24 protein-coding genes and 1 pseudogene are annotated in these 23,965 nt (G+C 61.4%); 5 read left to right on the top strand and 20 right to left on the bottom strand.

Annotation, left to right across the window (positions count from 1 at the left end; translation table 11 throughout):
• Position 1 precedes the first annotated feature (1 nt).
• The 3 genes from imuA to HU762_RS21270 form a co-directional block, all read right to left on the bottom strand.
• Positions 2 to 625 carry a translesion DNA synthesis-associated protein ImuA gene (gene imuA / locus HU762_RS21280; protein ID WP_186640361.1) on the bottom strand — a complete coding sequence of 208 codons (624 nt, stop codon included), beginning with the start codon at positions 623 to 625 and terminating at the stop codon, positions 2 to 4.
• Positions 625 to 1,242, bottom strand: coding sequence for a transcriptional repressor LexA (gene lexA / locus HU762_RS21275; RefSeq protein ID WP_186640359.1), 618 nt, complete (start codon positions 1,240 to 1,242; stop codon positions 625 to 627). The genes imuA and lexA overlap by 1 nt, the downstream gene beginning before the upstream one ends.
• A 106-nt stretch (positions 1,243 to 1,348) precedes the next feature.
• The gene (locus tag HU762_RS21270; protein WP_186640357.1) at positions 1,349 to 2,233 is read right to left on the bottom strand and encodes a LysR family transcriptional regulator; all 885 of its coding nucleotides are present in this window, start codon (positions 2,231 to 2,233) and stop codon (positions 1,349 to 1,351) included.
• A gap of 132 nt (positions 2,234 to 2,365) precedes the next feature.
• Between HU762_RS21270 and HU762_RS21265 the strand changes: the two genes are divergently transcribed.
• Positions 2,366 to 4,009: a GMC family oxidoreductase N-terminal domain-containing protein gene (locus HU762_RS21265; RefSeq protein ID WP_186640355.1), complete on the top strand. Its 1,644-nt coding sequence runs from the start codon at positions 2,366 to 2,368 to the stop codon at positions 4,007 to 4,009.
• A gap of 124 nt (positions 4,010 to 4,133) precedes the next feature.
• A complete protein-coding gene (locus tag HU762_RS21260) occupies positions 4,134 to 5,756 on the top strand; it encodes an MFS transporter (RefSeq protein ID WP_186640353.1) in 1,623 nt (540 codons plus the stop codon).
• Positions 5,757 to 5,798: 42 nt separating this feature from the next.
• Here the strand turns inward: HU762_RS21260 and HU762_RS21255 are convergent, their stop codons facing one another.
• The 4 genes from HU762_RS21255 to HU762_RS21240 all read right to left on the bottom strand — a co-directional run bounded on the left by HU762_RS21255 (position 5,799) and on the right by HU762_RS21240 (position 10,368).
• Positions 5,799 to 8,276, bottom strand: coding sequence for a TonB-dependent receptor (locus tag HU762_RS21255; RefSeq protein ID WP_186640351.1), 2,478 nt, complete (start codon positions 8,274 to 8,276; stop codon positions 5,799 to 5,801).
• Positions 8,277 to 8,376: 100 nt separating this feature from the next.
• Positions 8,377 to 9,336, bottom strand: a complete 960-nt coding sequence (locus tag HU762_RS21250) for a FecR domain-containing protein (protein ID WP_186640349.1) — start codon at positions 9,334 to 9,336, stop codon at positions 8,377 to 8,379.
• Entirely contained in the window at positions 9,333 to 9,854 is a 522-nt protein-coding gene (locus HU762_RS21245; RefSeq protein ID WP_186609653.1) for a sigma-70 family RNA polymerase sigma factor, read from the bottom strand. The genes HU762_RS21250 and HU762_RS21245 overlap by 4 nt, the downstream gene beginning before the upstream one ends.
• Before the next feature lie 106 nt (positions 9,855 to 9,960).
• Positions 9,961 to 10,368 carry a response regulator gene (locus HU762_RS21240; protein ID WP_186609654.1) on the bottom strand — a complete coding sequence of 136 codons (408 nt, stop codon included), beginning with the start codon at positions 10,366 to 10,368 and terminating at the stop codon, positions 9,961 to 9,963.
• A 241-nt stretch (positions 10,369 to 10,609) separates the two neighbouring features.
• On the opposite strand from HU762_RS21240, the gene HU762_RS21235 reads away from it, so the two are divergent.
• Together HU762_RS21235 and HU762_RS21230 are read left to right on the top strand one after the other, a co-directional pair.
• Entirely contained in the window at positions 10,610 to 12,556 is a 1,947-nt protein-coding gene (locus tag HU762_RS21235; RefSeq protein WP_186640347.1) for a DNA topoisomerase III, read from the top strand.
• Between the two features lie 684 nt (positions 12,557 to 13,240).
• Positions 13,241 to 13,570: a hypothetical protein gene (locus tag HU762_RS21230; protein WP_186640345.1), complete on the top strand. Its 330-nt coding sequence runs from the start codon at positions 13,241 to 13,243 to the stop codon at positions 13,568 to 13,570.
• A gap of 57 nt (positions 13,571 to 13,627) precedes the next feature.
• On the opposite strand, the gene glsB is transcribed toward HU762_RS21230, so the two are convergent.
• Positions 13,628 to 14,536, bottom strand: a complete 909-nt coding sequence (gene glsB, locus HU762_RS21225) for a glutaminase B (RefSeq protein WP_186640343.1) — start codon at positions 14,534 to 14,536, stop codon at positions 13,628 to 13,630.
• 139 nt (positions 14,537 to 14,675) lie between these two features.
• On the opposite strand from glsB, the gene HU762_RS21220 reads away from it, so the two are divergent.
• Positions 14,676 to 14,870 carry a hypothetical protein gene (locus tag HU762_RS21220; protein ID WP_186609658.1) on the top strand — a complete coding sequence of 65 codons (195 nt, stop codon included), beginning with the start codon at positions 14,676 to 14,678 and terminating at the stop codon, positions 14,868 to 14,870.
• Between the two features lie 4 nt (positions 14,871 to 14,874).
• Here HU762_RS21220 and HU762_RS21215 read toward each other — a convergent pair whose 3' ends face one another.
• From HU762_RS21215 to HU762_RS21165, 12 genes and pseudogenes are all read right to left on the bottom strand, one after another.
• Positions 14,875 to 15,894 carry a hypothetical protein gene (locus HU762_RS21215; RefSeq protein WP_186640341.1) on the bottom strand — a complete coding sequence of 340 codons (1,020 nt, stop codon included), beginning with the start codon at positions 15,892 to 15,894 and terminating at the stop codon, positions 14,875 to 14,877.
• 130 nt (positions 15,895 to 16,024) lie between these two features.
• Positions 16,025 to 17,431 (bottom strand): saccharopine dehydrogenase C-terminal domain-containing protein, encoded by a 1,407-nt coding sequence (locus tag HU762_RS21210; protein WP_186640339.1) that lies wholly within the window; start codon positions 17,429 to 17,431, stop codon positions 16,025 to 16,027.
• A 116-nt stretch (positions 17,432 to 17,547) separates the two neighbouring features.
• Entirely contained in the window at positions 17,548 to 18,357 is an 810-nt protein-coding gene (locus HU762_RS21205; RefSeq protein WP_186640337.1) for a DUF3618 domain-containing protein, read from the bottom strand.
• Positions 18,354 to 18,785 carry a phage holin family protein gene (locus tag HU762_RS21200; protein ID WP_186640335.1) on the bottom strand — a complete coding sequence of 144 codons (432 nt, stop codon included), beginning with the start codon at positions 18,783 to 18,785 and terminating at the stop codon, positions 18,354 to 18,356. Before HU762_RS21200 ends, HU762_RS21205 begins: the two co-directional genes overlap by 4 nt.
• The gene (locus tag HU762_RS21195; protein ID WP_186640333.1) at positions 18,785 to 19,444 is read right to left on the bottom strand and encodes a hypothetical protein; all 660 of its coding nucleotides are present in this window, start codon (positions 19,442 to 19,444) and stop codon (positions 18,785 to 18,787) included. The genes HU762_RS21200 and HU762_RS21195 overlap by 1 nt, the downstream gene beginning before the upstream one ends.
• Before the next feature lie 239 nt (positions 19,445 to 19,683).
• The gene (locus HU762_RS21190) at positions 19,684 to 20,184 is read right to left on the bottom strand and encodes a ferritin-like domain-containing protein (RefSeq protein WP_186609664.1); all 501 of its coding nucleotides are present in this window, start codon (positions 20,182 to 20,184) and stop codon (positions 19,684 to 19,686) included.
• 154 nt (positions 20,185 to 20,338) lie between these two features.
• Positions 20,339 to 21,268 (bottom strand): ZIP family metal transporter, encoded by a 930-nt coding sequence (locus HU762_RS21185; RefSeq protein ID WP_186640332.1) that lies wholly within the window; start codon positions 21,266 to 21,268, stop codon positions 20,339 to 20,341.
• A 106-nt stretch (positions 21,269 to 21,374) separates the two neighbouring features.
• Entirely contained in the window at positions 21,375 to 22,256 is an 882-nt protein-coding gene (locus tag HU762_RS21180; protein ID WP_186640330.1) for a manganese catalase family protein, read from the bottom strand.
• A 266-nt stretch (positions 22,257 to 22,522) separates the two neighbouring features.
• Positions 22,523 to 22,750 (bottom strand): general stress protein, encoded by a 228-nt coding sequence (locus HU762_RS26995; protein ID WP_346656878.1) that lies wholly within the window; start codon positions 22,748 to 22,750, stop codon positions 22,523 to 22,525.
• Positions 22,746 to 22,900: pseudogene (locus tag HU762_RS26990) on the bottom strand (general stress protein); the annotation flags it as partial. The gene HU762_RS26995 and the pseudogene HU762_RS26990, both read right to left, overlap by 5 nt.
• Before the next feature lie 453 nt (positions 22,901 to 23,353).
• Positions 23,354 to 23,602 (bottom strand): metallothionein, encoded by a 249-nt coding sequence (locus HU762_RS21170; protein WP_186640328.1) that lies wholly within the window; start codon positions 23,600 to 23,602, stop codon positions 23,354 to 23,356.
• Positions 23,603 to 23,627: 25 nt separating this feature from the next.
• Positions 23,628 to 23,894 carry a hypothetical protein gene (locus HU762_RS21165; protein WP_186640326.1) on the bottom strand — a complete coding sequence of 89 codons (267 nt, stop codon included), beginning with the start codon at positions 23,892 to 23,894 and terminating at the stop codon, positions 23,628 to 23,630.
• Positions 23,895 to 23,965: the final 71 nt, after the last annotated feature.

Below are 23,965 nucleotides of genomic sequence, written 5' to 3'. Positions count from 1 at the left end.
CTCAATGCTCGGTGTGCGTGGGAAACGCAATCGGTGCCGAACGAGCCAGCCCGCCCCGGGACTTGAGCACTCGCAATTGTGCCGGCCGGGCATCGATGGCAATCCGCAGGGCCGCCGGAGACGGGTTGATGGCTTCCTGGATCGAGCGCCAGGCGAACGCCAGGGTCTGGCCGGTTTCCGCCGCGACTTGCAAACGGCGCAGGGCCCGGTCATCCGCCTGCCGAGGCCAGCACAGCACCGCGCCGCAACTGCCCGAACGCAAGCATTGCTCAGTGGCCCACAAGGCATCGCGTTGATCGGCCTGGATGATCGACAGCTGGCGCAGGTCGACCCCGGCATTTCGCCAAGCCTGGGGATAGGGTACGAACGGCGGCGCCACCAGCACGATCCGCTCCCCCGCCGCCGACAGCCGCGCGAGGGTCGGCCAGACCAGTTGCAACTCGCCCACGCCCGGCGCGCCGATAAGAATTTCCGTCAGTGCCGCTTCCGGCCAGCCGCCATTGGGCAATGCCGCGTCCAGCGCCGCATGACCGGTGGGCTGCGGACTGGCGGCCGGCGGCGCAGGTCGCCCCTTCCAGACCTGGCCGCCATTGAACAGCGTATCCAGCGCAACGACAGCGCCCATCAGCCTTGTCTCACCAGGCCACAGAACACGCCTTCGATCGCCAGGTCCTGGTCGGCTTCAACGATGATTGGCTGATAGGCCGGATTGCGGGGCAACAGGCGCACGCGCTCGCCGATTTGCTCGAAGCGCTTGATGGTCACTTCCCCGTCCAGGCGCGCCACGACGATCTGCCCATTGGCGGCCTGGGGCGTGCGCTTCACGCCCACCAGGTCACCGTCGAGGATGCCGTCCTCGATCATCGAATCGCCCTGTACCCGCAACAGATAATCCGGCGCCTTGGTGAAAATCGCCGGGTCCAGCAGCAGGCGGCTGTGAACCTCGGCGTCGGCACCAATCGGCAGCCCGGCAGCCACCCGCCCCAGCACCGGCACGTCCAGCAACTCGGGCCGTGGCGGCTGGTTCAGCAGCCGAATGCCTCGGGCCTGGTGCGCATTGACCTCGATGAAACCGGCCTCGGTCAACGCCAGCACATGCTTGCGCGCCACGCTGCGAGAGGCGAAACCAAACGCCTCGCTGATTTCAGCAAGGCTCGGAGACTGGCCCTGCTCGGCGATGCGTTCGCGGATAAAGGTCAGGATAGCGGTGCGGCGAGGAGTGAGAGTCGTCATGGAGTACATTTGTACTCCTGTCGGTTTTTTCTGACAAGCGCCGCCAGTCAGTTCACAGGTTGGCTGCGTTTGTGATTGTGGCGGGGGAGCTTGCTCACTCGGCACTCTTTTCAGTTCAGGGCAACAGCAGCCCCTGCTCACGCTCGCACAATTGCACCACGTAATCCCACAACACGCGCAATCGGACGGATTTGTGCAGCTCGCGGCGGGTACTGATCCAGTAGCTGCGGCAGATGCTTTCGTCCGGCAGCAAAGGCACCAGCGTCGGATCGCTGCTGGCCATGTAGCACGGCAGCACGGCGATCCCAAGGCCCGAACGCGCGGCCTGCTGCTGGGCGATGACACTGGTGCTGTGGAAGACGACCCGGGGCTTGCGGCAAAAGCTGTTGAGGAACATCAATTCCTGGCTGAACAGCAGGTCGTCGACGTAGCCGATCCAGGCGTGACGGGCCAGATCCTCGCGGCTGCGCAACGGCGGCGAGCGATCGAGATAGGCCTGGCTGGCATACAGCGCCAGGCGGTAGTCGGTGAGCTTGCGGGTCACCAGCAGGTCGGCCGCCGGGCGTTCGAGATGAATACTGATCTCTGCCTCGCGGTTGAGGATGCTGACAAATCGCGGCACCGCCACCAGCTCAACCTCCAACCCCGGATAACGTTCGAACAACCCGTTCATGCGACTGGCCAGGAACATGATGCCCAGCCCTTCTGTAACGCCGAGGCGGATCTTGCCCAAGGGCGCGCTGGATTGGGTAATGTCCTCCTGGGCCAGCAGCGCGACATTTTCCATGGCCTCGGCATGCTTGAGCAGTGCTTCACCCGCTGGGGTCAGCTCATAGCCCTGGGCGTGCTGGACAAACAACGCCGTGCCGAGGCTTTTCTCAATGGCCTCGATGTGCCGCGCCACCGTGGCATGGGTGGTGTTGAGCCGTCGCGCGGCGGTCAACAAGCGGCCGCTGCGTTGCAGTTCCAGGAAGTAGCGCAGGTCATTCCAATCGAACATGAGCCTTCCTTGCAAGCGCCTGAAAGTGAGGGGCTGTTTATAAACGCACAGCCGCTGCGCAAAAACTAACATTCTTTTGACGAAAACTAACAACTAGGATGAGTCCCACAAGAACAAAAAATGAGGTCGCGAATGCAACCTGTCGTCGATGAATACGATTACGTGGTCGTGGGCGCCGGCCCCGCTGGATGCCTTCTGGCCAACCGGCTTTCGGCCAATCCGCAACACCGGGTGCTGCTGCTCGAAGCCGGTGGCCGTGACAATTACCCCTGGATTCATATCCCGGTCGGCTACCTGTTCTGCATCGGTAACCCGCGCACCGACTGGTGCTTCAAGACCGAAGCACAACCGGGCCTGCAAGGGCGCGCGCTGAGCTATCCGCGCGGCAAGGTGTTGGGCGGCTGCTCGTCGATCAACGGCATGATCTACATGCGCGGCCAGGCCGCGGACTACGATGGCTGGGCCGCCGAGGGTAATCCCGGCTGGGCCTGGAAAGACGTGTTGCCGCTGTTCAGGCAGAGCGAAAACCACTTCGCGGGAGACTCCGATTTTCATGGCGTGAACGGGGAATGGCGAGTCGAACGCCAGCGCCTGTCATGGCCGATTCTCGATGCCTTCCGCACCGCTGCCGAGCAGAGCGGCATCCCCAGCGTCGACGATTTCAACGGTGGCGACAACGAAGGCTGTGGCTACTTCCAGGTCAACCAGAAAGCCGGGGTGCGTTGGAACGCGGCCAAGGCCTTTCTCAAACCGATTCGCAACCGCCCCAACCTGACGATATTGACCGAGGTCGAGGTAGACCGCGTGTTGTTGCGTGACGACCGCGCCCATGCCGTCAGCGCCCGCTGGCAAGGCAAAAACATGACGTTCAAGGCCCGCAAGGAAATCGTCCTGTGCGCCGGTGCCGTTGGTTCGCCGGGCATCTTGCAGCGCTCCGGCATCGGCCCGCGCAGCCTGTTGCAGCGCCTGGGCATCGGCGTGGTTCACGAGCTGCCCGGCGTTGGCGGCAACTTGCAGGATCATTTGCAGTTGCGGCTGATCTACCAATTGGAAAACGCCCGCACGCTGAACCAGATCGCCGGCACGCTATGGGGCAAGATGGGCATGGGCTTGCGCTACCTGTACGACCGCAGCGGCCCGCTGTCCATGGCCCCGAGCCAACTCGGCGCGTTCGCCCGCTCGGGCCCGGAACAGACCTCGGCCAACCTTGAGTACCACGTACAACCGTTGTCCCTGGAGCGCTTCGGCGAACCATTGCACAGCTTTGCGGCGTTCACCGCATCGGTCTGCGATCTGCGCCCGATGAGCCGCGGTCGCGTAGACGTCCGCTCAGCCGATCCCCATGACGCGCCGTTGATCCAGCCCAATTACCTGAGCCATCCCGAAGACCTGCGGGTCGCCGCCGACGCCATCCGCCTGACCCGACGCATCGTCGCCTCCCCGGCCCTGGGCGCCTTCAAGCCGGTGGAATACCTGCCCGGCCCCAGCCTGCAAACCGAAGAAGAATTGCACCAGGCCGCCGCGCGCATCGGCACGACGATTTTCCATCCGGTGGGCACTTGCCGCATGGGCCCGGACGCCGACGCCGTGGTGGATGCGCAATTGCGCGTGCATGGCATCAAGGGCCTGCGCATCGCCGACGCATCGATCATGCCGCACATCATCTCGGGCAACACCTGCTCGCCGACGCTGATGATTGCCGAGAAGGCGGCGCAGATGATGCTAGCGCCAGCGATCACCAGCATCACGACACAAAAGCAGCCCGCCACGGTCTGAAAAACACCAAGAGCCCCCGTGGCGAGGGAACAAATGTAAACCAAGGAAAATGCGTCAAGTCAGGAGACGCCCCACCCGGCGTTGCAGTGGAACAACAAAAACAATCACTGTGAGGGATACCGCTATGTCTGAGCATGTTCAGCCCCTGGAAGCCACGCGCAGCGCCGGCACCAGTCAGGAAACGCAGAAAGTCATCTTCGCCTCGTCCCTGGGGACGGTGTTCGAGTGGTACGACTTTTTTCTCTACGGCGCCCTGGCGGCGGTGATCAGCAAGCAGTTCTTTGCCGGGGTGAACGACACCACGGCGTTCATTTTTGCCTTGATGGCCTTCGCCGCCGGCTTCATCGTGCGTCCGTTCGGCGCCTTGGTGTTTGGTCGATTGGGCGACATGATCGGGCGCAAATACACCTTCCTGGCGACCATCGTGCTGATGGGCCTGGCCACGTTCTGCGTCGGCCTGCTGCCCAACTACGCCAGCATCGGCATCGCCGCACCGATCATCCTGGTGGTGTTGCGCATGCTCCAGGGCCTGGCCTTGGGCGGGGAGTACGGCGGCGCGGCCACCTATGTCGCCGAGCACGCGCCGATGGGCAAACGTGGTTTCCACACCAGTTGGATTCAGTCCACCGCCACCCTGGGGCTGTTGCTTTCGCTGTTGGTGGTGCTGGGGTGCCGTTACTTTACCGGTGACCAGTTCGAAGTCTGGGGCTGGCGCATTCCGTTCCTGCTGTCGATCCTGCTGCTGGGCATTTCCACCTGGATCCGCCTGAGCCTGCACGAATCGCCAGCGTTCTTGAAAATGAAAGAAGAAGGCAAGTGCTGCAAGGCGCCGATCCGCGAATCGTTCGGCAAATGGGAGAACCTGAAAGTGGTGCTGATCGCCCTGTTCAGCATCAACGCCGGGCAAGCGGTGACCTTCTATGCCGCGCAATTCTATGTGCTGTTTTTCCTCACCCAATTCCTCAAGATGGACCCGGCACTCGCCAATAGCCTGCTGATCGTCAGCGTCATCATCGGCGCACCGTTCTTCATCTTCTTTGGCTGGCTGTCGGACAAAGTCGGACGCAAGCCGGTCCTGATGATCGGCCTGCTGCTGGCGACGGCGTTGTACTTTCCGATCTTCAAGACGCTTGCGCATTACGCCAACCCGGCCATCGACCTGGCAAGCCGCCAGGCACCGATCACCGTGGTCGCCGATCCGGCCACCTGTACCTTCCAGTTCGACCCGGTGGGCAAGGCGCGTTTCGACAGCCCCTGCGACAAGGTCAAGACCTTCCTGGTCAAGCAGGGCCTGCCCTACAGCAGCGTCGCGGCGCCTGCCGGCAGCACCGTGCAAGTCAGCGTCGGTGACGTGAAACTCGAAGGCTACGACGAGGCCGCCCTGCGCGGCGCGGTGACGCTGGCGGGCTACCCGCAACAGGCCGACGCCCAGCAGATCAATCGGCCGATGATCGTCGCACTGATCGTCGCGCTGATCATCATCTCGGCGATGTGCTACGGCCCGCTGGCGGCGCTGATGGTGGAGCTGTTCCCGACCCGCATCCGCTACACCTCGATGTCCCTTCCATACCACATTGGCAATGGCTGGTTCGGCGGCTTCCTGCCCACCGTGTCGTTCGCGCTGGTGGTCTATACCGGGGATATTTTCTATGGGCTGTGGTACCCGGTGGTGATCACTGGCGTGAGCCTGGTGGTGGGGATGATTTGCCTGCGGGAAACCAGGCACCTGGATTTGGATACCAACTGAAACCCGAGTATGGCGAGGGAGCAGATGCCCTCGCCATCGTTTTCAGAAGCGCGCCTTCACCGTCGCGGTGAAATTGCGCGGCTCACCGTAATAGTTACCGAAGCCCTCGGTCCCGATGGTGGTGTAGTAGCGCTTGTCGAACAGGTTGTTGCCATTGAGTGCCACGGACCAGGTGTCATCGATGCGATAACCGATACGACCGTTCCACACCGCATAACCGGCCTGGGTGATCTTTTCACCGCTCACCGGCGATACACGGAAATTATCGCTCTGCGCGTTGACCCCGGCGCCGACATTGAAGCGCTCGAAGGCCCCGCCCAAGGCATAATCGCCCCACAGGCGCAGCACATGACGCGGCACATAGCTGTTGAACGAACCGCCATTGAGGCTGGTGTCGATGTCTTCCAGGGTCTTGGTCTGGGTGTAGGTATAACCGGCGAGCAGTTGCAGTCGCTCGATGACTTCGCCGCTGATCTCGGCTTCGAAACCCTGGGCGCGAACCTTGCCGGCGTTCTCGTAGCAATAGCCATCCGATGAGGCGCAGGTCGAGTTGAAATCCGTCTGGGCCTGGTCCTTCTGCACGGTGCGGAACAGGTTGAAAGCCGTGTTCAAGCGCCCTTGGAACCATTCTCCCTTTATCCCCAGTTCATAACTTTCACCTACCAGTGGCTTGAGCGCCGAGCCACTTTGCGAGCGGTAGTTGCCTTGGGGCGTGAAGATGTCCGAGTAACTGGCGTAGGCCGTCAGGTTTTCGTTGAGGTCCAGCAACACGCCGGCAAAGGGCGTGACCTGGCCGGTCTCGGTGCTCCTGGCGTGTTCCGTACCGCCCGTGAGAAACACCGAGTCGCTCTTGGAGCTGTACCAGCTCACCCGGCTGCCCACGACGAAGGTCAACGGGTCCGCCAACTTCAGGCGCAGGGTCGAATACACGCCCTGCTGCTCGGTGACGGTTTTGACCGGTCCGCCGCGAGTCGAATTTTCAATGAAGTAACTGTCGTCCGGTTCCGGGATGTGCCGGTCCGGATCGAATACGTTCTGCTTCTGCGGCAACAAGGCGACCGAGTAGAAATCGTCCTTGTCCGAACGACTGGCGTTGACGCCGAGAATCAATTCATGTCGCTGACCGAGGGCTTGGAAGGTGCCGTCTAGATAGGCGTCCAGACCGTAGTCGACCTGATCGTAGTCGTACATGCTGCCAAGCAGGTTGGTGGTGGAGGCGCCGGGCGCCACCGAACCTGATGCGAACGCGTATTTGATGTCCTGGGTATTTTTCGTATAGACACCTGCGACCTTCACCGCCCAGTCGTCGTTGAGCGAATGCCGCAGGTCACCAAAGACCGTGGTCCGCTGACTGCGCCAGGTATTCCACGACGGGTCCAGGCAGGTGGAACGGCTGAGCTTGAGATCACTGCCATCGCGGTAGCGCGCAAGGCCGCCCCAGCACGGGCTCGCGTCGACGTCCTCATAGGCCACGCCCAGGCCGAGCGTGGTGTCGGACGTCAAGTCGACGTCCAGGGCACCGTAGTAGACCTGATCCTTGCGTTGGGCATCGTCGTAGAAATAACGCCGGCTCTGTTCGGCAATCACCGCCCTGCCCCGTACAGTGCCGGCGTCGTTCAGCGGACCGCCGGTATCGACTTGCCCGCGGTAGTTGTCCCAAGTGCCACCCGAGAGGCTGAGTTCAGTCTGGGGCGTGGCCTGGCCGCGCTTGCGAACAAAATTGACGCCCCCCGAAGTACCGCCCGAGCCCTTCATCATCCCGGCCGCACCGCGCAGGACTTCAACGCGGTCGTAGTAGGCCATGTCACTGCTGAAGCTGTCGGCCTGGACATAGCTGTTGCCCATGTCCAGCGGAACACCGTCGTACTGGTATTGGCCCGACATCCGGAACCCGCGGGAATAGAAATATTTGCCGCCCATCGTCGAGTCGTAGACGGTAATGCCAGGCGTTTTCTCCATCACCTGATCGATGGTGTTCAGGTTCTGGTCGTCGAGCATCTTGCGGGTAATCACCGTGACCGACTGCGGCGTTTCGCGTAGCGAGTGTTCACCTTTGCCAATGGTGACCGCCCCGGTGGTGTAGGAGCCGCTGTTTTCCGTGGTTGCCGTGAGCAACTGTCCGTCGATGGTGGTGGTGCCCAGTTCCATGGCCGAACCGCGCGAGGGTGCGGCACGAAGCCGATAGGTCCCGTTAGCCTGGGGTTCGGCTTGCAGGCCGCTGTCGTCCAGGATGCGAGCGAAGCCCTCGTCCACGCCAAAAAAGCCGTTCAGGCCGCGCGACTGCAAGCCCCGCAGCTGTGCGGCATCGAACGAAATGGCGACACCGGCCTGGCTGGAGAAACGCGTCAGCACATCGACGAGCGAGCCCGCGCCAATATCGTAAGCCTGCACCGAGCGTTGCTGCGCCGGGGCCTCTGGAACGGGATTGGCTGACGCCTCCCAGGCACAGGAAGACGTAGCAGCCAACAAACCGATTTTCATTGCAATCGCCAGACGACCTGGCGTGTTCACGCAAGACATGCGTCCCCTCCCCCAAACAATCAAGAAACTCACTGAGGGATGAGCCGAACCATGCCGATGAAAAGTGCAAAAGTTTTTTAATTGCATCAACGCGTGCGCGTCAGCCTCGTTCGCCGCGAGACACCTGGACCCAGAATCGGCTGTATCGCGTCACTCGCAACGAAAAGCCGGTTTCCAGGGCCGCCAGGGCAAGGTCGGTATTGTCGATGGGGAAAACACCTGAGACTTTCAAGTCGCCGATAGCCGGGTCACAACGCAGTATTCCCAGGCGATAGCGTGAAAGCTCCGTGAGTAACGCCGCCAGCGGCCGGTCAATGGCGATGACGCTGCCTTGCTGCCAGGCACCGACCGATACGTCATTGGCCCGCAGCGTACCGAGCGATTGGCGGTCGAAGCCTAGCTGTCTGCCAGCGTCGACTCGGACTGCCGGCCCGCCACCGAGCAGCCTGACCTCCACCGCCTTTTCAAGTACCGAGACCTCCCCGCCCTGACTGTTGGCGCGCACGATAAAGCGTGTTCCCAAGGCAAGCACTTCGGCTTGGTCGGTGAACACCTTGAATGGACGCTGCGAGGGATCGGCCGCAGTCGTCACGATGATTTCGCCCCACAGCAGCTTCAAGATCCGTTGTTGTCCGTCGAAACGAACGTCGACCGATGTATTGGTATTGAGCAACACCCTGCTGCCGTCCGCCAACCGGACCTCCCGCCGCTCGCCGACGCCCGTGCGGACGTCGCAAAGCAGGTTCTGCGCGGTCTCGCTGCGCCAACTCAACCAGCCCAGGCAGCCGGCGGAGGTCAGCAACAAGGCGCTTCGCAGCACCTGCCGACGGGATCGGCCGGGACTGGTGCTCAAGGTCGGGGCGGCCAATGCACCTGGCACGCTGGACATTTGCTCGGAGACCGCCGCCACGCGCTGCCACGCTTGGTCATTCAAGGCGTCCGCAGCCAGCCAGGCGCGCCATCCCGCCCGTTCCGCGTCCGTCGTGATGCCGGAATGAAGCCGGGCGTACCATTGCGCCGCCACACGAATGGCCTGCAATTGCTCGGGCGACAGGCTCATGGGAGCTGTAACTGGAGCTGCATCAGGCAGCAGTGCTCCATGGCCTTGGCCATGTGATTGTTGATTGTGCGCACGCTGACGCCGAGGCGCTCGGCGATTTGCGGGTAGGTCAGGCCGTTGAATTGCGACAGGATGAACGCTTGCTTGACCTTGGGACCCAAGCCCTGCAACAGCCGGTCAATTTCCATCAGGGCCTGGAACAGGATCGCCTGCTCTTCCAACGACGGTTGCTGTGACTCAGGCATCGCCGCCAAGGCTTCGAGGTAGGACTGTTCAAGAGAGCGGCGGCGAAAAAGATCGATCAGCAATCCCTTGGCGATCATCGACAGGTAAGGTCGCGGTTCGCGGATATCCAGCGCGGAGCGCGCCTTGATCACGCGTACGAAAGTATCCTGGGCCAGATCCGCCGCATCGAACGTGTTACCGAGGCGCTTGCGAAGCCATCCCTGGAGCCAACCGTGATGGTCGCAATACAGATCGTTGACGGCGCTACGTAAGGACAGATCGTTGGCGGACATGACAATGGAATAATTCGCGACTGATAATGACTCGCATTGTCATAGGGGCAACCGCCGTTTTGCAACCTAAACGTGAATAAACGCCCCGCCCCGGCGCCTGACTCGATCAATGCACCGAATGATCTTTCACCGTATTTTCCACCAGGTCCAGCATCTGCCCCAGCGCCCACGGCTTGGCGATGAACGAGGCGTGATGCTTGATCCCCGCGCTCTCCGGCGTCTCGAAGCCCGACATGATCAGCAAGGGTATCTGCGGCCAGCGATCTCCCGTGAGATTGGCCAGGTCCGCTCCATCCATTTCCCCGGGCATGGTGATGTCAGTGAGTAACAAGTCCACGTAATCGGCGCTTTCCTCGAGAAAAGTCAGTGCCGAATCGGCGCTTTCCCGAGGCTCAACGACAAATCCTTCTTCCTCGAGGATTTCACACAAAAACTCCAGGATGGTCGGATCATCCTCAACAACGAGAATCAAACGCGTGGTCGCCTGTCCGTTGCCCTTCGGCATCGAATTCATGAAAGTGACTCTCCTTGATTCCATTAACTTGCTCTGCGGTTTCAATCGCTCTGCAAGTTATGAGCTATGGCCTTGCAAGAAATTCATTCTGCTTGCCTATTCAGTCGCCGAGCGACAAGACAAGCGGGCTGTTGCAACGCAGCGCAATGTTTTATCTGTATATCCATACAGATAAAGCTTGCTCCGGCGCCGATCCCTGACCATGCTACGGCCCCATGAAACCCGCTTAGGAAGAGGCGTTATGCGGTTGTACCTGTGTGAAAAACCGTCCCAGGCCAAGGACATCGCCACCGTGCTGGGCGCCACGCGGCGCGGCGACGGTTGCTGGCTGGGCGCGAACGTCACGGTCACCTGGTGCATCGGCCATCTGCTGGAGACCGCCCCACCCGACGCCTACGACGCGCGCTACAAACGCTGGGTGCTGGCCGACCTGCCCATCGTGCCGGTGCAATGGAAAATGACGGTCAAGCCGAAAACCGCCGGGCAGTACAAAGCGGTCAAGCGGCTCTTGGGTGAAGCGACGGAACTGATCATCGCCACCGATGCCGACCGCGAGGGCGAAATGATCGCCCGGGAGCTGGTCGAGCATTGCCGCTATCGCGGACCGATTCAGCGACTGTGGCTGTCGGCCCTGGACGACGCGTCGATCCGCAAGGCCCTCGGCGCGCTCAAGCCCGGCGCGGAAACTTTCAACCTGTACCATTCGGCCCTCGGTCGCTCACGGGCCGATTGGCTGATCGGCATGAACATGAGTCGCCTGTTCACGCTCCTGGGTCGCCAATCCGGTTACCAAGGCGTCTTGCCGGTGGGCCGCGTGCAGACACCGACCCTGCGTCTGGTGGTGGATCGCGACCGCAGCATTGCCGACTTCGTACCGGTCGCCTACTGGGCCATCGACGTGCAACTGAGCGATGCCGGCACCGCCTTCACCGCTCAATGGCGCGCCGATCCGGACGCCTGCGACGACCAGGAACGCTGCCTGAACCAGGCCCTGGCCCGAGACGCCGCCCAGGCCATGGGCAACGCTGCCACCGCCCGGGTCATCAAGGTACGCACCGAACGCCTGCGCGAAGCGGCGCCGCTGCCGTTCGACCTGGGCACCCTGCAGGAAGTCTGCTCGAAGAAGCTCGGCCTTGGCGCCCAGGAGACCCTGGACGTTGCCCAGTCGCTCTACGAAACCTACAAGCTCATCACCTATCCCCGCAGCGATTGCGGTTTCCTGCCAGTGAGCCAGCACAGCGAAGCACCTGCCATCCTGGCCGCCCTCGCCCAGGCCGACCCGGGCCTTGCACCGCTGCGCGATCACCTGCAACCCCAACGTAAATCCCGCGCCTGGAACGACGCCAAGGTCAGCGCGCACCACGGCATCATCCCCACGGCTGCGGCGAAAAACCTCGACAAGCTCGCCGGCAAGCAGCGCGCCGTCTACACGCTGATTCGCGCGCGCTACCTGGCGCAGTTCCTGCCCAACCATGAATACGACCGGACCCAGGCCGACTTCGATTGTGCCGGCCAGGATCTGCGCGCCGTCGGCAAGCAGATCGTCGAACCCGGCTGGAAGCGCGCCCTGCCCGAAGCACTCGCACCGGCACGGGGCCGCGAAGCACCCGCGCCACAAACCTTGCCGCCGCTGGCCGAGGGCGGTGACTGCAAGGTGGATGCGGTTACGCCCAAGGACCTGTGGACCCAGCCGCCCAAGCCGTTCACCGAGGGCGACCTGATCAAGGCGATGAAGAACGTCGCCAAGCTGGTGCAGGATCCGTTGCTCAAGCAGAAGCTCAAGGACACCACCGGCATCGGCACCGAAGCGACCCGCGCCTCGATCATCCAGGGCCTGCTCGACCGCGGTTACCTGGTGAAGAACGGCAAGGCCTTGTCCGCCACCCCGGCAGCGTTCAGCCTGATCGACGCCGTACCTCGCGCGATTGCAGATCCAGGTACCACCGCGATCTGGGAACAAGCGTTGGACATGGTGCAAAGCGGCGAAATGAGCCTGGAAGAATTCGTCACCCGGCAAGCCGCCTGGATGAGCAAGCACGTCGCCCGCTGTCAGGGCATGAGCTTGACCATCAGCGGCCCGGCCAGCCCCGCCGGGCGCGGGGCTACGCCGTGGAAAAACAAACGCAAGCCGACCAAGCGCAAGGCTGGCGGCGCACCGCGCAAGACGAGCAAGGCCAAGGCGACCTGAGCCCTGCCGCAGAAGACAAAGCCAGATGCGATCCCCGTGGCGAGGGAGCTTGCTCCCGCTGGGTTGCGTAGCAGCCCCAAGGAAACACACGCGCTATATCTGATACATCGCATGTGCCTTTTTGAGGGCCGCTTCGCGCCCCAGCGGGAGCAAGCTCCCTCGCCACGGGAAACCACCCGCAGTTGTTTTTTCATACCCAAACCATTTTGTCCGACAATATGTAGTGACCAAAAATAATCACTACAAAACCGTTGACGCCTCCGATTTGCCCTTGCATGATGCAGACGTCTCCCCGATCGGGAGTACAGGCAAAATGTTTGAGCAAGCTCGTCTGACCGCCGAGCTGTTTTTTCGATAAAGGGACTGCCCACAAGGCAGATTGAAGGTGCTGACCTGGCATGACCGTCCGGTGACAAGGACGAGAAACGCTGGCGATCAATCCTCATGACGCATGGGCTCGACCCTCAAAGTCGACACTGGCCTGAAGATTCTTCGCTGTTTCTCTTCGTTGTAGCGCATTTGCGTAGCAGCCCTTCGACAACACTACACAACTGATGCACGACCCCGTCGAAACTCGACGGACGAACGCTGACGGCCCGGTTTCGGCGACAGGCAAACAAACACCGAACAGCGAAGTTTTGCGAACCACCAGACAGATCAACCAAATGGTCAAGGGGCTTACACATGAATCTGAATAATCAACCATCTATTGATGAACTGGCTCGCATGTTCGCAGCACACAAAGACAGCCTGGACAGCCACATCTTGTGGATCAGCAAGAACGGCCAGGTCCATATGGACTGCCTCTCGCCCTTCACCCAGGAAGACGAGTTCGACAAGCACCAGCGAGACCTGTGTGCCCGGCTGAAGATGTACCGCCGTGGCCAGGGCTACGTCGGCAAGAAAGCCGCCGCCGACAAGGACTTCATGAGTCGCGTGCTACAAACGCTGACCCAGGCCTGGCCGTCGGTGCAGGACAGCGCTGAGGTTCGGGTCATCGACCGCCTCTGCTGAAAATCCATAAAACCAAAGGGCCCGCTCCTGAATCAGGAGCGGGCCCTTTTTTTGTCATCAGAAAACCGACCAGCCGATCCGTTGGCTGAGCAGTTCCAGCGCCGCCATACCGGCGAGGGAATTGCCGGCAACGTTGAGTTCCGGCGACCAGACGCAGACCGTGAACTGCCCCGGCACCACGGCGACAATCCCACCACCCACGCCGCTCTTGCCCGGCAGGCCAACGCGATAGGCGAAATTGCCCGCCTCGTCGTACAGGCCGCTGGTGGCCATGATGGAGTTGACCTGCTGGGTCTGGCGAGCGCTGAGGATCTGCTCGCCGCTGTGCTTGCAGAAGCCATCATTGGCCAGGAAGCAGAACGCCCGCGCCAGGTCGATGCAGTTCATTCGTAGCGCGCAGTGGCTGAAATAGCTGCGCAACACCGCTTCCACGTCGTTGTGGAAATTGCCGAAGGATTGCATCAGGTAGGCCATCGCCGCGTTTCGCGCGCGGTGCTGGTATTCCGACTCGGCGACCTTGCCATCCACCATCACTTGGGGATTGCCCGACAAGCGACGTACGAAATCCCGCATCGACAGCGCCGGAGCGGCAAAGCGTGATTGATTGATGTCGCAGATCACCAGGGCACCGGCGTTGATGAACGGATTGCGCGGTCGGCCGCGTTCGAATTCCAGTTGCACCAGCGAGTTGAAGGGCTGGCCGGACGGCTCGTGGCCCAAGCGTTGCCAGATGGCTTCGCCGGAATGCTCGATCGCCTGCACCAGGCTGAACACCTTGGAAATGCTCTGTACCGAAAACGGCGTTTCAGCATCGCCTGCGCAATACATCTCACCGTCATTGCTGTACACGGCGATGCCCAACTGATTGGCCGGCACCGTGCCGAGTGCGGGAATGTAGTCGGCCACCTTGCCCTGGCCGATCAGGGGGCGAACCGCATCGAGGATCTCGTTCAACAGTGCTTGCATGTGCGCATGGGTCCAGTCATTCCCCGTTCGAGTGCGGGGATACAGACGCTAGACGCCGTTGGGCGGGGGCAGAGCACACTGAGCGAGATGAAAATCCCGCAGTCTATAGTTCAAGGGATCAACCGGCAGGAGGTAAACGATGCGCCAGATCATGCAAAAAGAACCCTGGTGGGCCGCGCCGCCCCGGCCAGGGCAGGATGAAAACGAGTTGGAATGGGGCTGGCTGGTGATCTACAGCGAAGGCGAGCCACGCTTTGAATTCATCAGGGAACGCCCCTCGGACGAACAGATCCGCCATCGCAAGGGCTGCCGCGTGACGCTGGGGTCTGAGTGAGCGACTAGGGCGTCAGGGCTGGGAGATTCGCAGGCCGATTGTTGAGGTCCGCTTCCACCAGGTTGCTATCGATTTCCCCGCCCAGGTAATACACCGGCGCCATCACCCCGCTGAGAGGGTGCTTGAGGGATTTGAACCAGGCTTCGTCGAACGCCGCGCTCAGGCTTTTACGAATGTGCGCTTCCATTTCCGGCCGGTCGCCCTCGTGGATGATCGCGCGAATGCCCGCCACGCCCACCGAAATCAACGCACCTGCGGCCTTGCCGGCCACGGCCGCCGCCGCCCCGGCCGCGCCTCGGGTGGCGAATTGCGCCTCGATTTTTTCGCTGGTGCGTTGTGCCACCGTGGCGATCACCGCATCCGAGGGGCCAGAACCGGTGTCGGCGGCCTTGTCGACGTGATCGATCAGCGCCGCATAGGCCGGCAGTGTATTGAGCGGTTCGGTGTGGACCACCTCGTACAGCGACGCGTTGCGCGCCGCTGGCGGCCCCAGGTTGATCGCCCTGATTCCGTGCAGGCGCCGATTCATCAGTTCGAGGGGGATGCGATGCCGTTGCGCGATCACCTGGACCTGCTGATTCAGCAGGCGCAGGTAGTAAGCCGTCGCGTTGGCCCTGATCGCCTCGGGATCGATTTCCACCGCCACCGGTTCCAGCACCTGTTCGCGATATTGCTCCTGCAGGTAAATCGCCAGGCGCTTGGCCGACGAATCCGCCTCGCCTTCTGCGCTGGCCGAGTACCAACTGACCTTCACGGCCAGCCACTCCTGGGTCCAATAACTGCTGAACCAGGGGATGAACTCGGCCTCCGTGCGCTCATACACCAGCACCCGCCAATGCTCCATGGAGCCGCGCGCATAGAGCCCGGCTTGCTCGGTGGCGCTTTTCGACGCGGCAATGATCTGTCGATCAACCTGTCGCCAAGTGCCCTCGGGGATCGCCACCGGGGCGACCTGCTGACCGCGCTGCGACGTGGCGCACCCCGCCAGGACGAGCAGAACGGACAGCATCAGCACGCGCAGCACGATTGCCCACCCCGGATTCAGATGATCTCAGGGAATGAGTATAGGTGTTGAGCCAAGCTGGCCGAGTCGCTTGCATTGGGGGCGCTGCGCCCCCCCAGCGCGAGCCAGCTCCTCGCCACAGGTCGGCTGTTCAGAACCGCGTGAAATGCTCGAATTGCCAATCGTCCGCCGCCCCGTCCGTAGAGGTTCTATGGTTCGAACCGCTGGGCGTCCAGTCGGTGCGCTGGCCCACCAGCGTGCCGAGGTAAGGCCGTGCGACTTCCAGCACACGCTGGTAATCCATTTGCTCGGGCTCGACGATGCCACGGTCCGGATGCTCTACCGCCCAGACGATGCCCGACAGCACCCCAGCCGCCACTTGCAGGCTGGTGGCATTGTTGAAGGGCACCAGCGCCCGGGCCTCGTCGATGCTCAGCACCGAACCGAACCAGTAGGCATTCAGCTCATGGCCCATCAGCAAGACACCGAGGGCGTCGGCACCGCCGCTGTCGATTTCGCCATTGAGGATGCGTTGCCGGGCTTGCGTTTCCCAGCCGCGACCGACCAGCTCATGAATCGACAGCAGTGCGTCATTGCAAGGGTGATAGGCGTAATGCAGCGTCGGTCGATAGACCAATCTGCGTTGCTCCTTGACGGTCAGCAGGTCAGCCGTCGATGCGGTTTCATGATGAGTAATCATCAGCCCCAGGCAGGGACCGCCCAACGGCGTCCACGTCTTGACCAGCACGCTGGCACTCGGGCGTTCGAGATAAATCGTGTTGCGAGTGCCGAAGCGATGACGCCGGGCAGGCGTCGGCCAACTGCGCTCATGGCTGCCCCATCCCAGTTCCGCCGGCTGGCTGCCCTCGCTGATGAAGCCTTCCACCGACCAGCTGTTGACGAACTCATCGTCCTCCTTGGGACGCTGCGAACGCTGGGTATCGCGTTCGGCAAAATGAATGACCTTGATCCCCATATCCATGCATAACCGCGCCCAGTCGATGCCTTCGCGGTCTTGGGGCAATGGATGGTCCAACTGCACCGCCAACTCCATCAGTCCAGCCTTGAGCAAATGGGTAATCAAGCCTGGATTGGCGCCGTGGGCAACGACTGCCGTCGGGCCTTTGCCCAACCTCCGGCGCAGGTCCAATACTTGATAGCGCAACGCATAATTGGTGCGGTGGGAAAGGTCCAGGTGCGGATCGTCATAGCCACCGGCCCAGGGTTCGACGCAGGTGTCCAAGTACAGGGCGCCCTTGTCGAAGGCGTACGCCATGACGGCCAATGAGCTGACCTCCACTGACAAGTTGACGATGAAGTCCCCGGGTTTCACGAAGCGATCCAGCGTCTGTACAAAGGTCTGCTCGGTCAGCGCCTTGCGGACAAAACGAATGCCCCGCTCCTTGAACCAGATCTCCTGCTCAATCACCGGTGCGATGACGGTGATGCGCTCGACCTCGATATGGTCCTGCCTGAGTAGCAAGGGCAACGTGGCTCGGGCAATGGAACCGAAGCCGATGAAGACCAGATGGCCGCTGAACGGGACCTGATGTTTCATGTGCTGCCTCCTTGGGAACGGTGTACTTCAGATGAAATAACCGCACAACAGCCGAGGCTCCTGCCAACCTTGACAGGTACGGCGCGGGAACATCCCGCACCGCCTCTTGCGCTCGCCTACGAGGTACCCAACCCGCCGGACAGATCCGCGCCGGAATGCGCGTGTCCAGTGGCTGGCGTGGCGGCTGGCTCGTCACGATGCTCAGTGGTCTTGCTCACCGTATCGCGCACCGTTTCATAGCCTTCGCGCGCCTTTTGCTTGGCCTTGTCAGCCAGGTCGGCGCTGGTCCTGCCCATCATCCGCTGTTCGGTCGACGTGCCAGGCAACGCAGCCCCCAGCATGGCGCCCAAGGCGATACCCGCAGCCGCCAGCATCAGCGGTTGCTCCTTGAGCAGACGACTGAACTGCTCGCCCAGGTCCTGGGTACCCTGGCTCATTCGCGCCCCGGTTTCATGGGCGCTGTGGCGGGCATGACGGGCGCTGGCACCGAGGCCGTCAGTCAGGTGCGAAGCCTTGTCCTTAAGATGATGGAAGCCCTCGCGCAACGAATCGGTGGTGTCATGCAAATGATCCTTGGCGTTGCCCAGGCCACCGGCAAGTCCCTCGCTCCAGCCGCTGCCGTCCTGGTCGGGTCCGACGCGATAGCCGACCCGCGGCGGGTGGTTCTGGCCGAGCATCAACCAGCACAAGCCGACCGTGGTCAACACGGTCGGCACCGGGTTATTGCGCACCGTGGTGCCGAGGTTGCCGAAAAATTCCGCGCCATTGCCCTTCACCAGGCCCAGTGCCTGATCGAGCATTTGCCCCGGGGTGAACTTGCTGCCCAAGGCATCGACGATGTGGCTGATATGGGCGCGCTGCTCATCGATCTCGCGTTCGATGGTTTCCGGGCTCTTTTCGGATTCGGTTTTGAATTCATCCTTCATGAGGCTTTCCTCCGCAGGGCTTCCTGGTCTTTGTTCAAGGCATCGAGCGTTCGGTCAGGCTTGAAGTGGGACGGTTCGAACTGCTTCTTGCCCGACTGGACCATGACGAAGCCGATGATCATCGCCACCACACCGACGATCAGCGCGGCCAGCCACGGCGCCATCATCGTACTCAGGCCATACACCACTGCCATCAGCAGGATGATAAAACCGGCCAGCAGCACCATCGCGCCGCCGGCCACTCCGGCGATGCCCGCCTTCAGCGAGTTGAGACTGGCCTGGAACTCAGCCTTGGCCAGCGCCAATTCCTTAGTGAACAGCGAAGGGACTTCATGGGTCAGTTGCCTGAGCAAGCCCATGACCGACGCATCGTTCTCGGGGGCCGTGGTCCCGGTGGGGCGCTGCAGATCTGGGTCTGGTCGGTTCATCACAATTCTCCTCTGGTATTGGCCGAACCCGGCAGCGAGCCGGTGGCTGAGTCACTGGGATGGTCTTGGACGCTGGGTGAAGTCGGGGTAACGCCGGTGGCCAGGCCACTGCTTGATGTTGTTGCGGCACCCGGACCGATGGGGTCTGGGGTGGACTCGAAGGGTCGCTGGGCGCCGAATCCGCCGGCCGGTGGATTCGAACTCCCGGCGGCGGGGTCCTCGACCTCAGTGGCAACCGGCGAGGTACCGGCCTTGAGGAACCGCGACAGGCCGAAGCCCACGGCGATGCTGCCGGCGAGGAACAGACCGGGATTATCCCGTGCCAGGCGAGAGCCGTCGTGCAGCAACTCTTCGGCGCTCTTGTTGCGCAACTTGCCGGCCAGACCGCTCATGCTATCGGCCATGTCCGCCAAGTAATGCGAGAGGCCAAGGGTGTCGTTGGCTTCGAGTTCCGACATGGCCGACTTGGCGCCACGCGCCAAGGCATCGATCTGGTCCGCCGCGGTATCGCGGTATTGGCCGAAGTGCGCATCGGCCTTTTCGCGGGCGCTGCCGATGGCTTCGTTCACGTCCTCCTTGATGTGGTTAAGGGACTCGTCAGGTCGCCCCTGACTTGAAGTGCCGCTTTGTCGCTCGGGGTTGTTGTCCGGGATAGTCATGTCTGTCCATCGCCTCCGTGATGAAAAACTCAACAACAGGCACCGCCGTAGCGATGCCCGAATACGTGCCTCTCAGAACAAATGACGGAGTGTGTGGAAGCGTAGTTCCACTGAGTTTTAATCCCGGACGCTGTGCGGTCGTTGAGGGCGTTTGGCTGGGTTTCGCTCAAAAAAAAGGCATTGGAGGTGAACACCAATGCCCGATCCAACGCTGAACCCGGGAGCTCGTCAGTGCGAACTCAAGACTCCATCGTCGCCGCTTGATTGCCACCCTGCTCGGCAATTTTCGAAAGTTTCTCGTCGGTGGCTTTTTCTTCTTCGAGGGTCGCCAACAGCAAGCCGACCACTTCGTTGCCCAGGTTCAGATGCTTGGCCATGGCGATCAGCGTGCCGTAGCTGGCGATTTCATAGTGTTCGACTTTTTGCGCCGCGCCAATCAGCCCCGCATCGAGCACCGCGCCTTTCTCGATTTCCTCGATCAGTTCCTTGGACTCTTCCACCAACCCTTCCATGGCGACGCACTTCATGCGCTTGAGCTTGATGCCCGCCACCTCGACGAGGGTGTCGATGCGCTCGATCTGACCTTGGGTTTCTTCCAGGTGATCGTTGAAGGCTTGTGCCAACAGCGGGTTGGTAGTGGCCCGGGCCATGCGCGGCAAGGCGCGAGTGATCTGCTTTTCAGCGCTGTAGACGTCGGACAGTTCGTGAATGAACAGGTCGGTGACTGATGTTCTGGCCATCTCAGTATTCTCCGGTCACAGAAGGCGCCGCGTCTGGCGCCTCTCGATTGAAGAGGTGAAGCGGGCTTCACCTGTCATCAACACTGACCCGGAGGAAATTGCGGATGTTCAACAAAATCCGTGCGCGCCTGGACGGAGGGTTGCGAGCGCGTTTTCAGCCCAGCGCCGTGTCGAGGAACATCATCACCGCGAACCCCATCATCAAGCCAAGGGTCGCTGGCGTCTCGTGACCATTGCGGTGGGTTTCGGGAATGACTTCGTGGGACACCACGAAGATCATCGCCCCCGCCGCCAGCCCCAGGCTGATGGGATAAGCCAACGCCACGCCGGACGACATGCCCAGGCCGATCACCGCGCCCAGCGGCTCCATCAATCCCGAGCCGACCGCGATGAGCGCGGCACGCAGGGTACTGATGCCGGTGACGCGCAACGCCATGGCAATCGCCAGCCCTTCGGGAATGTCCTGGATGGCGATGGCGGTGGTCAGGGGCAGACCCACCTTCAGGTCACCGTTGGCAAAGCTGACGCCGATTGCCATGCCTTCCGGTAGATTGTGCAAGGTGATCGCCAAGACAAACAGCCAGACCCGGTTGATACGCTTGGCTTCGGGCCCTCGCCGCCCACTCAACTCATGTTCATGAGGCACGAAGCGATCGAGGCCGACCATCAGCGCGACGCCCAGCCCGAGCCCGATCACGACGACAAGGGCGGCGAGCAACTGATTGCCGAGAATGGTCTGCGCGGCGTCAATGCCCGGCAAGATCAGCGAGAACGAGCTGGCGGCCAACATCATGCCCGCGGCGAACCCCAGCATGATGTCCTGGGTCCGCGACGAGATATCGCGCAGCACCACCGCCATCAGCGCGCCCAAGGCCGTGGCGGCAAACCCGGACGTACCGCCCAGCGCCGCGTACCCGAGGTTCTGGCGGTCGGCGCCGACCAACGCGTTATAGCCGCTATAGAGCAGCAGCGCGGCGACCAGCGCCAAGCCCAGCCAGAAAGCCAGCCCCAGGAACAAGTTGTTTTGCACAGGATCAAGCCAGGTACGCCAGGGCGATCGGATCCGGGAGGTGGGCTGGTCCATCAAATGTCCTTGTCGATTTAGCCGTGCGGCGCCCAACCGCCGTGCACCAAGGCGCAACGGTCAGGCAATGATTTCAGGCGAGGGGGCACGCCCCCTCGCCGGCGTCCTACAGTTTGTCACTTTGCATTCCCGAGCCCAAGTCGGCACCCGTCGTAGGGTCGCTTTCAGGGTTGGACATCGTCCGCGCCTTCATGTCCATCAGCAACGCCTCGTCTTTTTCGCTCAACTGCACGCTCGCCAGGCCATCGCCACCGTCGACTGCCGGCGTTGGGTTCTCGACAAACTCCCAATCGTCGCCCTGGTTCCAGGGACCGCGTACCGAAGGTTCACCCTGGGACATATTGAAGTACACATTGGTGAACTCCGGCATGCCAGGCAATTTACCTTGTGGGAAGTTGGGCTGGATAGCGTGCAGGGCTTTTTCGAACGACAACTGGTGGGCGATTTCGCGGGTCATCAAAAAACCCAGGGCCTCTTTCACGCCAGGGTCGTCGGTGACGTTCATCAACCGCTCATAAACGATTTTCGCCCGGGCCTCGGCAGCGATATTGGAACGCATGTCCGCCGTCGGTTCGCCAATCGTATCGATATAGGCGGCGGTCCAAGGCACCCCAGCCGAATTGGTCAGCGGCGAACCGGCGCCATACAGGACACTGGTAATGTGCGAGTCATTGCCGGCACCGTGAATCTCGCGGTACAGCTGGCCTTCCTTCTCGACGCCCTCGGCCATCTTGCCCTTGGCCCCCTTGTTCAGCATCACGATGATCGAGCCGATCACCTCGAGGTGGCTGAGTTCTTCGGTGGCGATGTCCATCAGCAAGTCCTTGCGACCCGGATCGTCCTCGGACAAGGCCTGGGTGAAATAACGCGATGCGGCCGCGAGTTCACCTTGGGCACCACCAAACTGCTCAAGCAACAGATTGGCGAGCCCTGGATTAGGCTCAGCGACACGCACGGTATATTGCAGTCGTTTGTTATGTATGAACATGATTAAACTCCTCGGTCAGGACGCAGGTCATGAGTAACACTGCCGACGGCAGGCTCATGAAAGTCAGAAGAAGTTACACGGATAAAATTTATTTTTTATTCAAGACAAAAGACGAACGGTAGTTGCAGTCTATATAGGATTGTCGGTATTTCGACAGGAACAAATCAACGAAGCCGGGCATATCATGCCCGACTCGATTAACGCTTTATTGTTGCGACTGGAACAGGTCCCATGCCAATGGCATGAGACCTGAAGACCATGGGATATTACGATTTACGACCGCCACCGTGGCTGTTTTCGCCGCCTTTCTTACCCGCTTCGGAGGCTTTTTCCCGGTCGTTGGCAAAATTGCCGCCCGACGCCTGTCCGCCTTTCTTGCCGGCTTCAGAGGCCCGCTCAGGGTCATTGGCAAAGTTCCCGCCCGAAGCCTGCCCGCCTTTGCGACCGGCTTCTGCGGCACGTTCCGGATCGTTGGCGAAATTGCCACCGGACACATGGCCACCCTTGCGGCCGGCTTCAGCTGCGCGTTCTGGATCGTTGGCGAAGTTGCCACCCGATGCTTGTCCGCCTTTCTTGCCAGCTTCCGACGCTTTTTCACGATCGTTAGCGAAATTGCCAGGGTTGTTATTACCTGTGTTTGCCATTTCATTCACCTCGTTAGTTGCTATTTGCGAACCTCGTTGGCTCGTATTATTCGGAAAACCTGACACGTCCAAGGTTTGAATAAAGTTCTTCAAGTGGCGACGAACGGTCAAGCTCAACCAAACTTTTAGTCTGCAATTAATTTGCCGCCATCGGGACTATTCCTAAGCGCTATCAAACAAGCGGCTATTGATAAATTATCTTTACCGCGGTTCATCAAAAGAACCACCGCGCTGAGATGAACAGTGTCCGATTGCAAAACAGTGCGTGTCTTTCCACGCTGTCCGCCAAGGGCCGAGTGGCGCCGGCACCCCATTGCACCGGTCTCGTCACCCTGGCCTCGCGCCGTTCCAGGAAGCCAAAACTCGCGGGCTGCCGGTGTTGTCTTGCACCACCGCACTGACCGGCTTGCGGTGTCCGGATACCCTGTCGCCGATACCCGGATATAGCTATGTTCAGGGTGAGATCGGGTCACTGGCCGGGAAGGTTTCCTCCAGCGCTTCATCCAGTTGATTGTTGGTGATGTCCCTTTCGCCGACCTTGCCACTGCGCTCGCAATGGCAATCCGACGCCGGACACGGTTCGCCGTTGGGGTGTTGTTCAGCGCAGGCCTGGCTGCAATAGGCCTCGCCGTCGTGATTGAACACCCGCTCCGGATCTACATCGCAATGGCAGCCGGGGCAACCACAACGTAATTCACTCATGCTCGTCCTCCTGGGGTCCGGATCGTCAGGATCCCACCAGCAATTGGACCTCGAGGTTCGCCGTCGCCACGCCGTGCTTTGCCACGTACACGTCGTCGGTCCAACCCTTGGTCCGGTTGCGATAAGTCTGGGTGCCAATGGCCGTTCCGCTGTCCCACTCCATGACATCGCCGATATCGACATCATTGGCCGGTCCCAGCTGGAGGACGGTATGGCCGTCCTCTGCCACGTAGACACCCACCCTCGCGCTCTGTCGATTGATGGCTCTTACCTCACCGGTGGTCTGCTTCATACCTGTCCTCTTTGCGTTTGACGGCAGGTCTGGCGCGGCCGGAACAGGCCTGGCCGCGCCGCTTGCATTGC

The sequence above is a fragment of the Pseudomonas sp. SWRI92 genome, assembly GCF_014268685.1.
GTDB classification, from domain to species: domain Bacteria; phylum Pseudomonadota; class Gammaproteobacteria; order Pseudomonadales; family Pseudomonadaceae; genus Aquipseudomonas; species Aquipseudomonas marvdashtae.
Note: the sequence above shows the minus strand (reverse complement) of the source record. Positions and strands in the feature narration are given on the sequence as shown.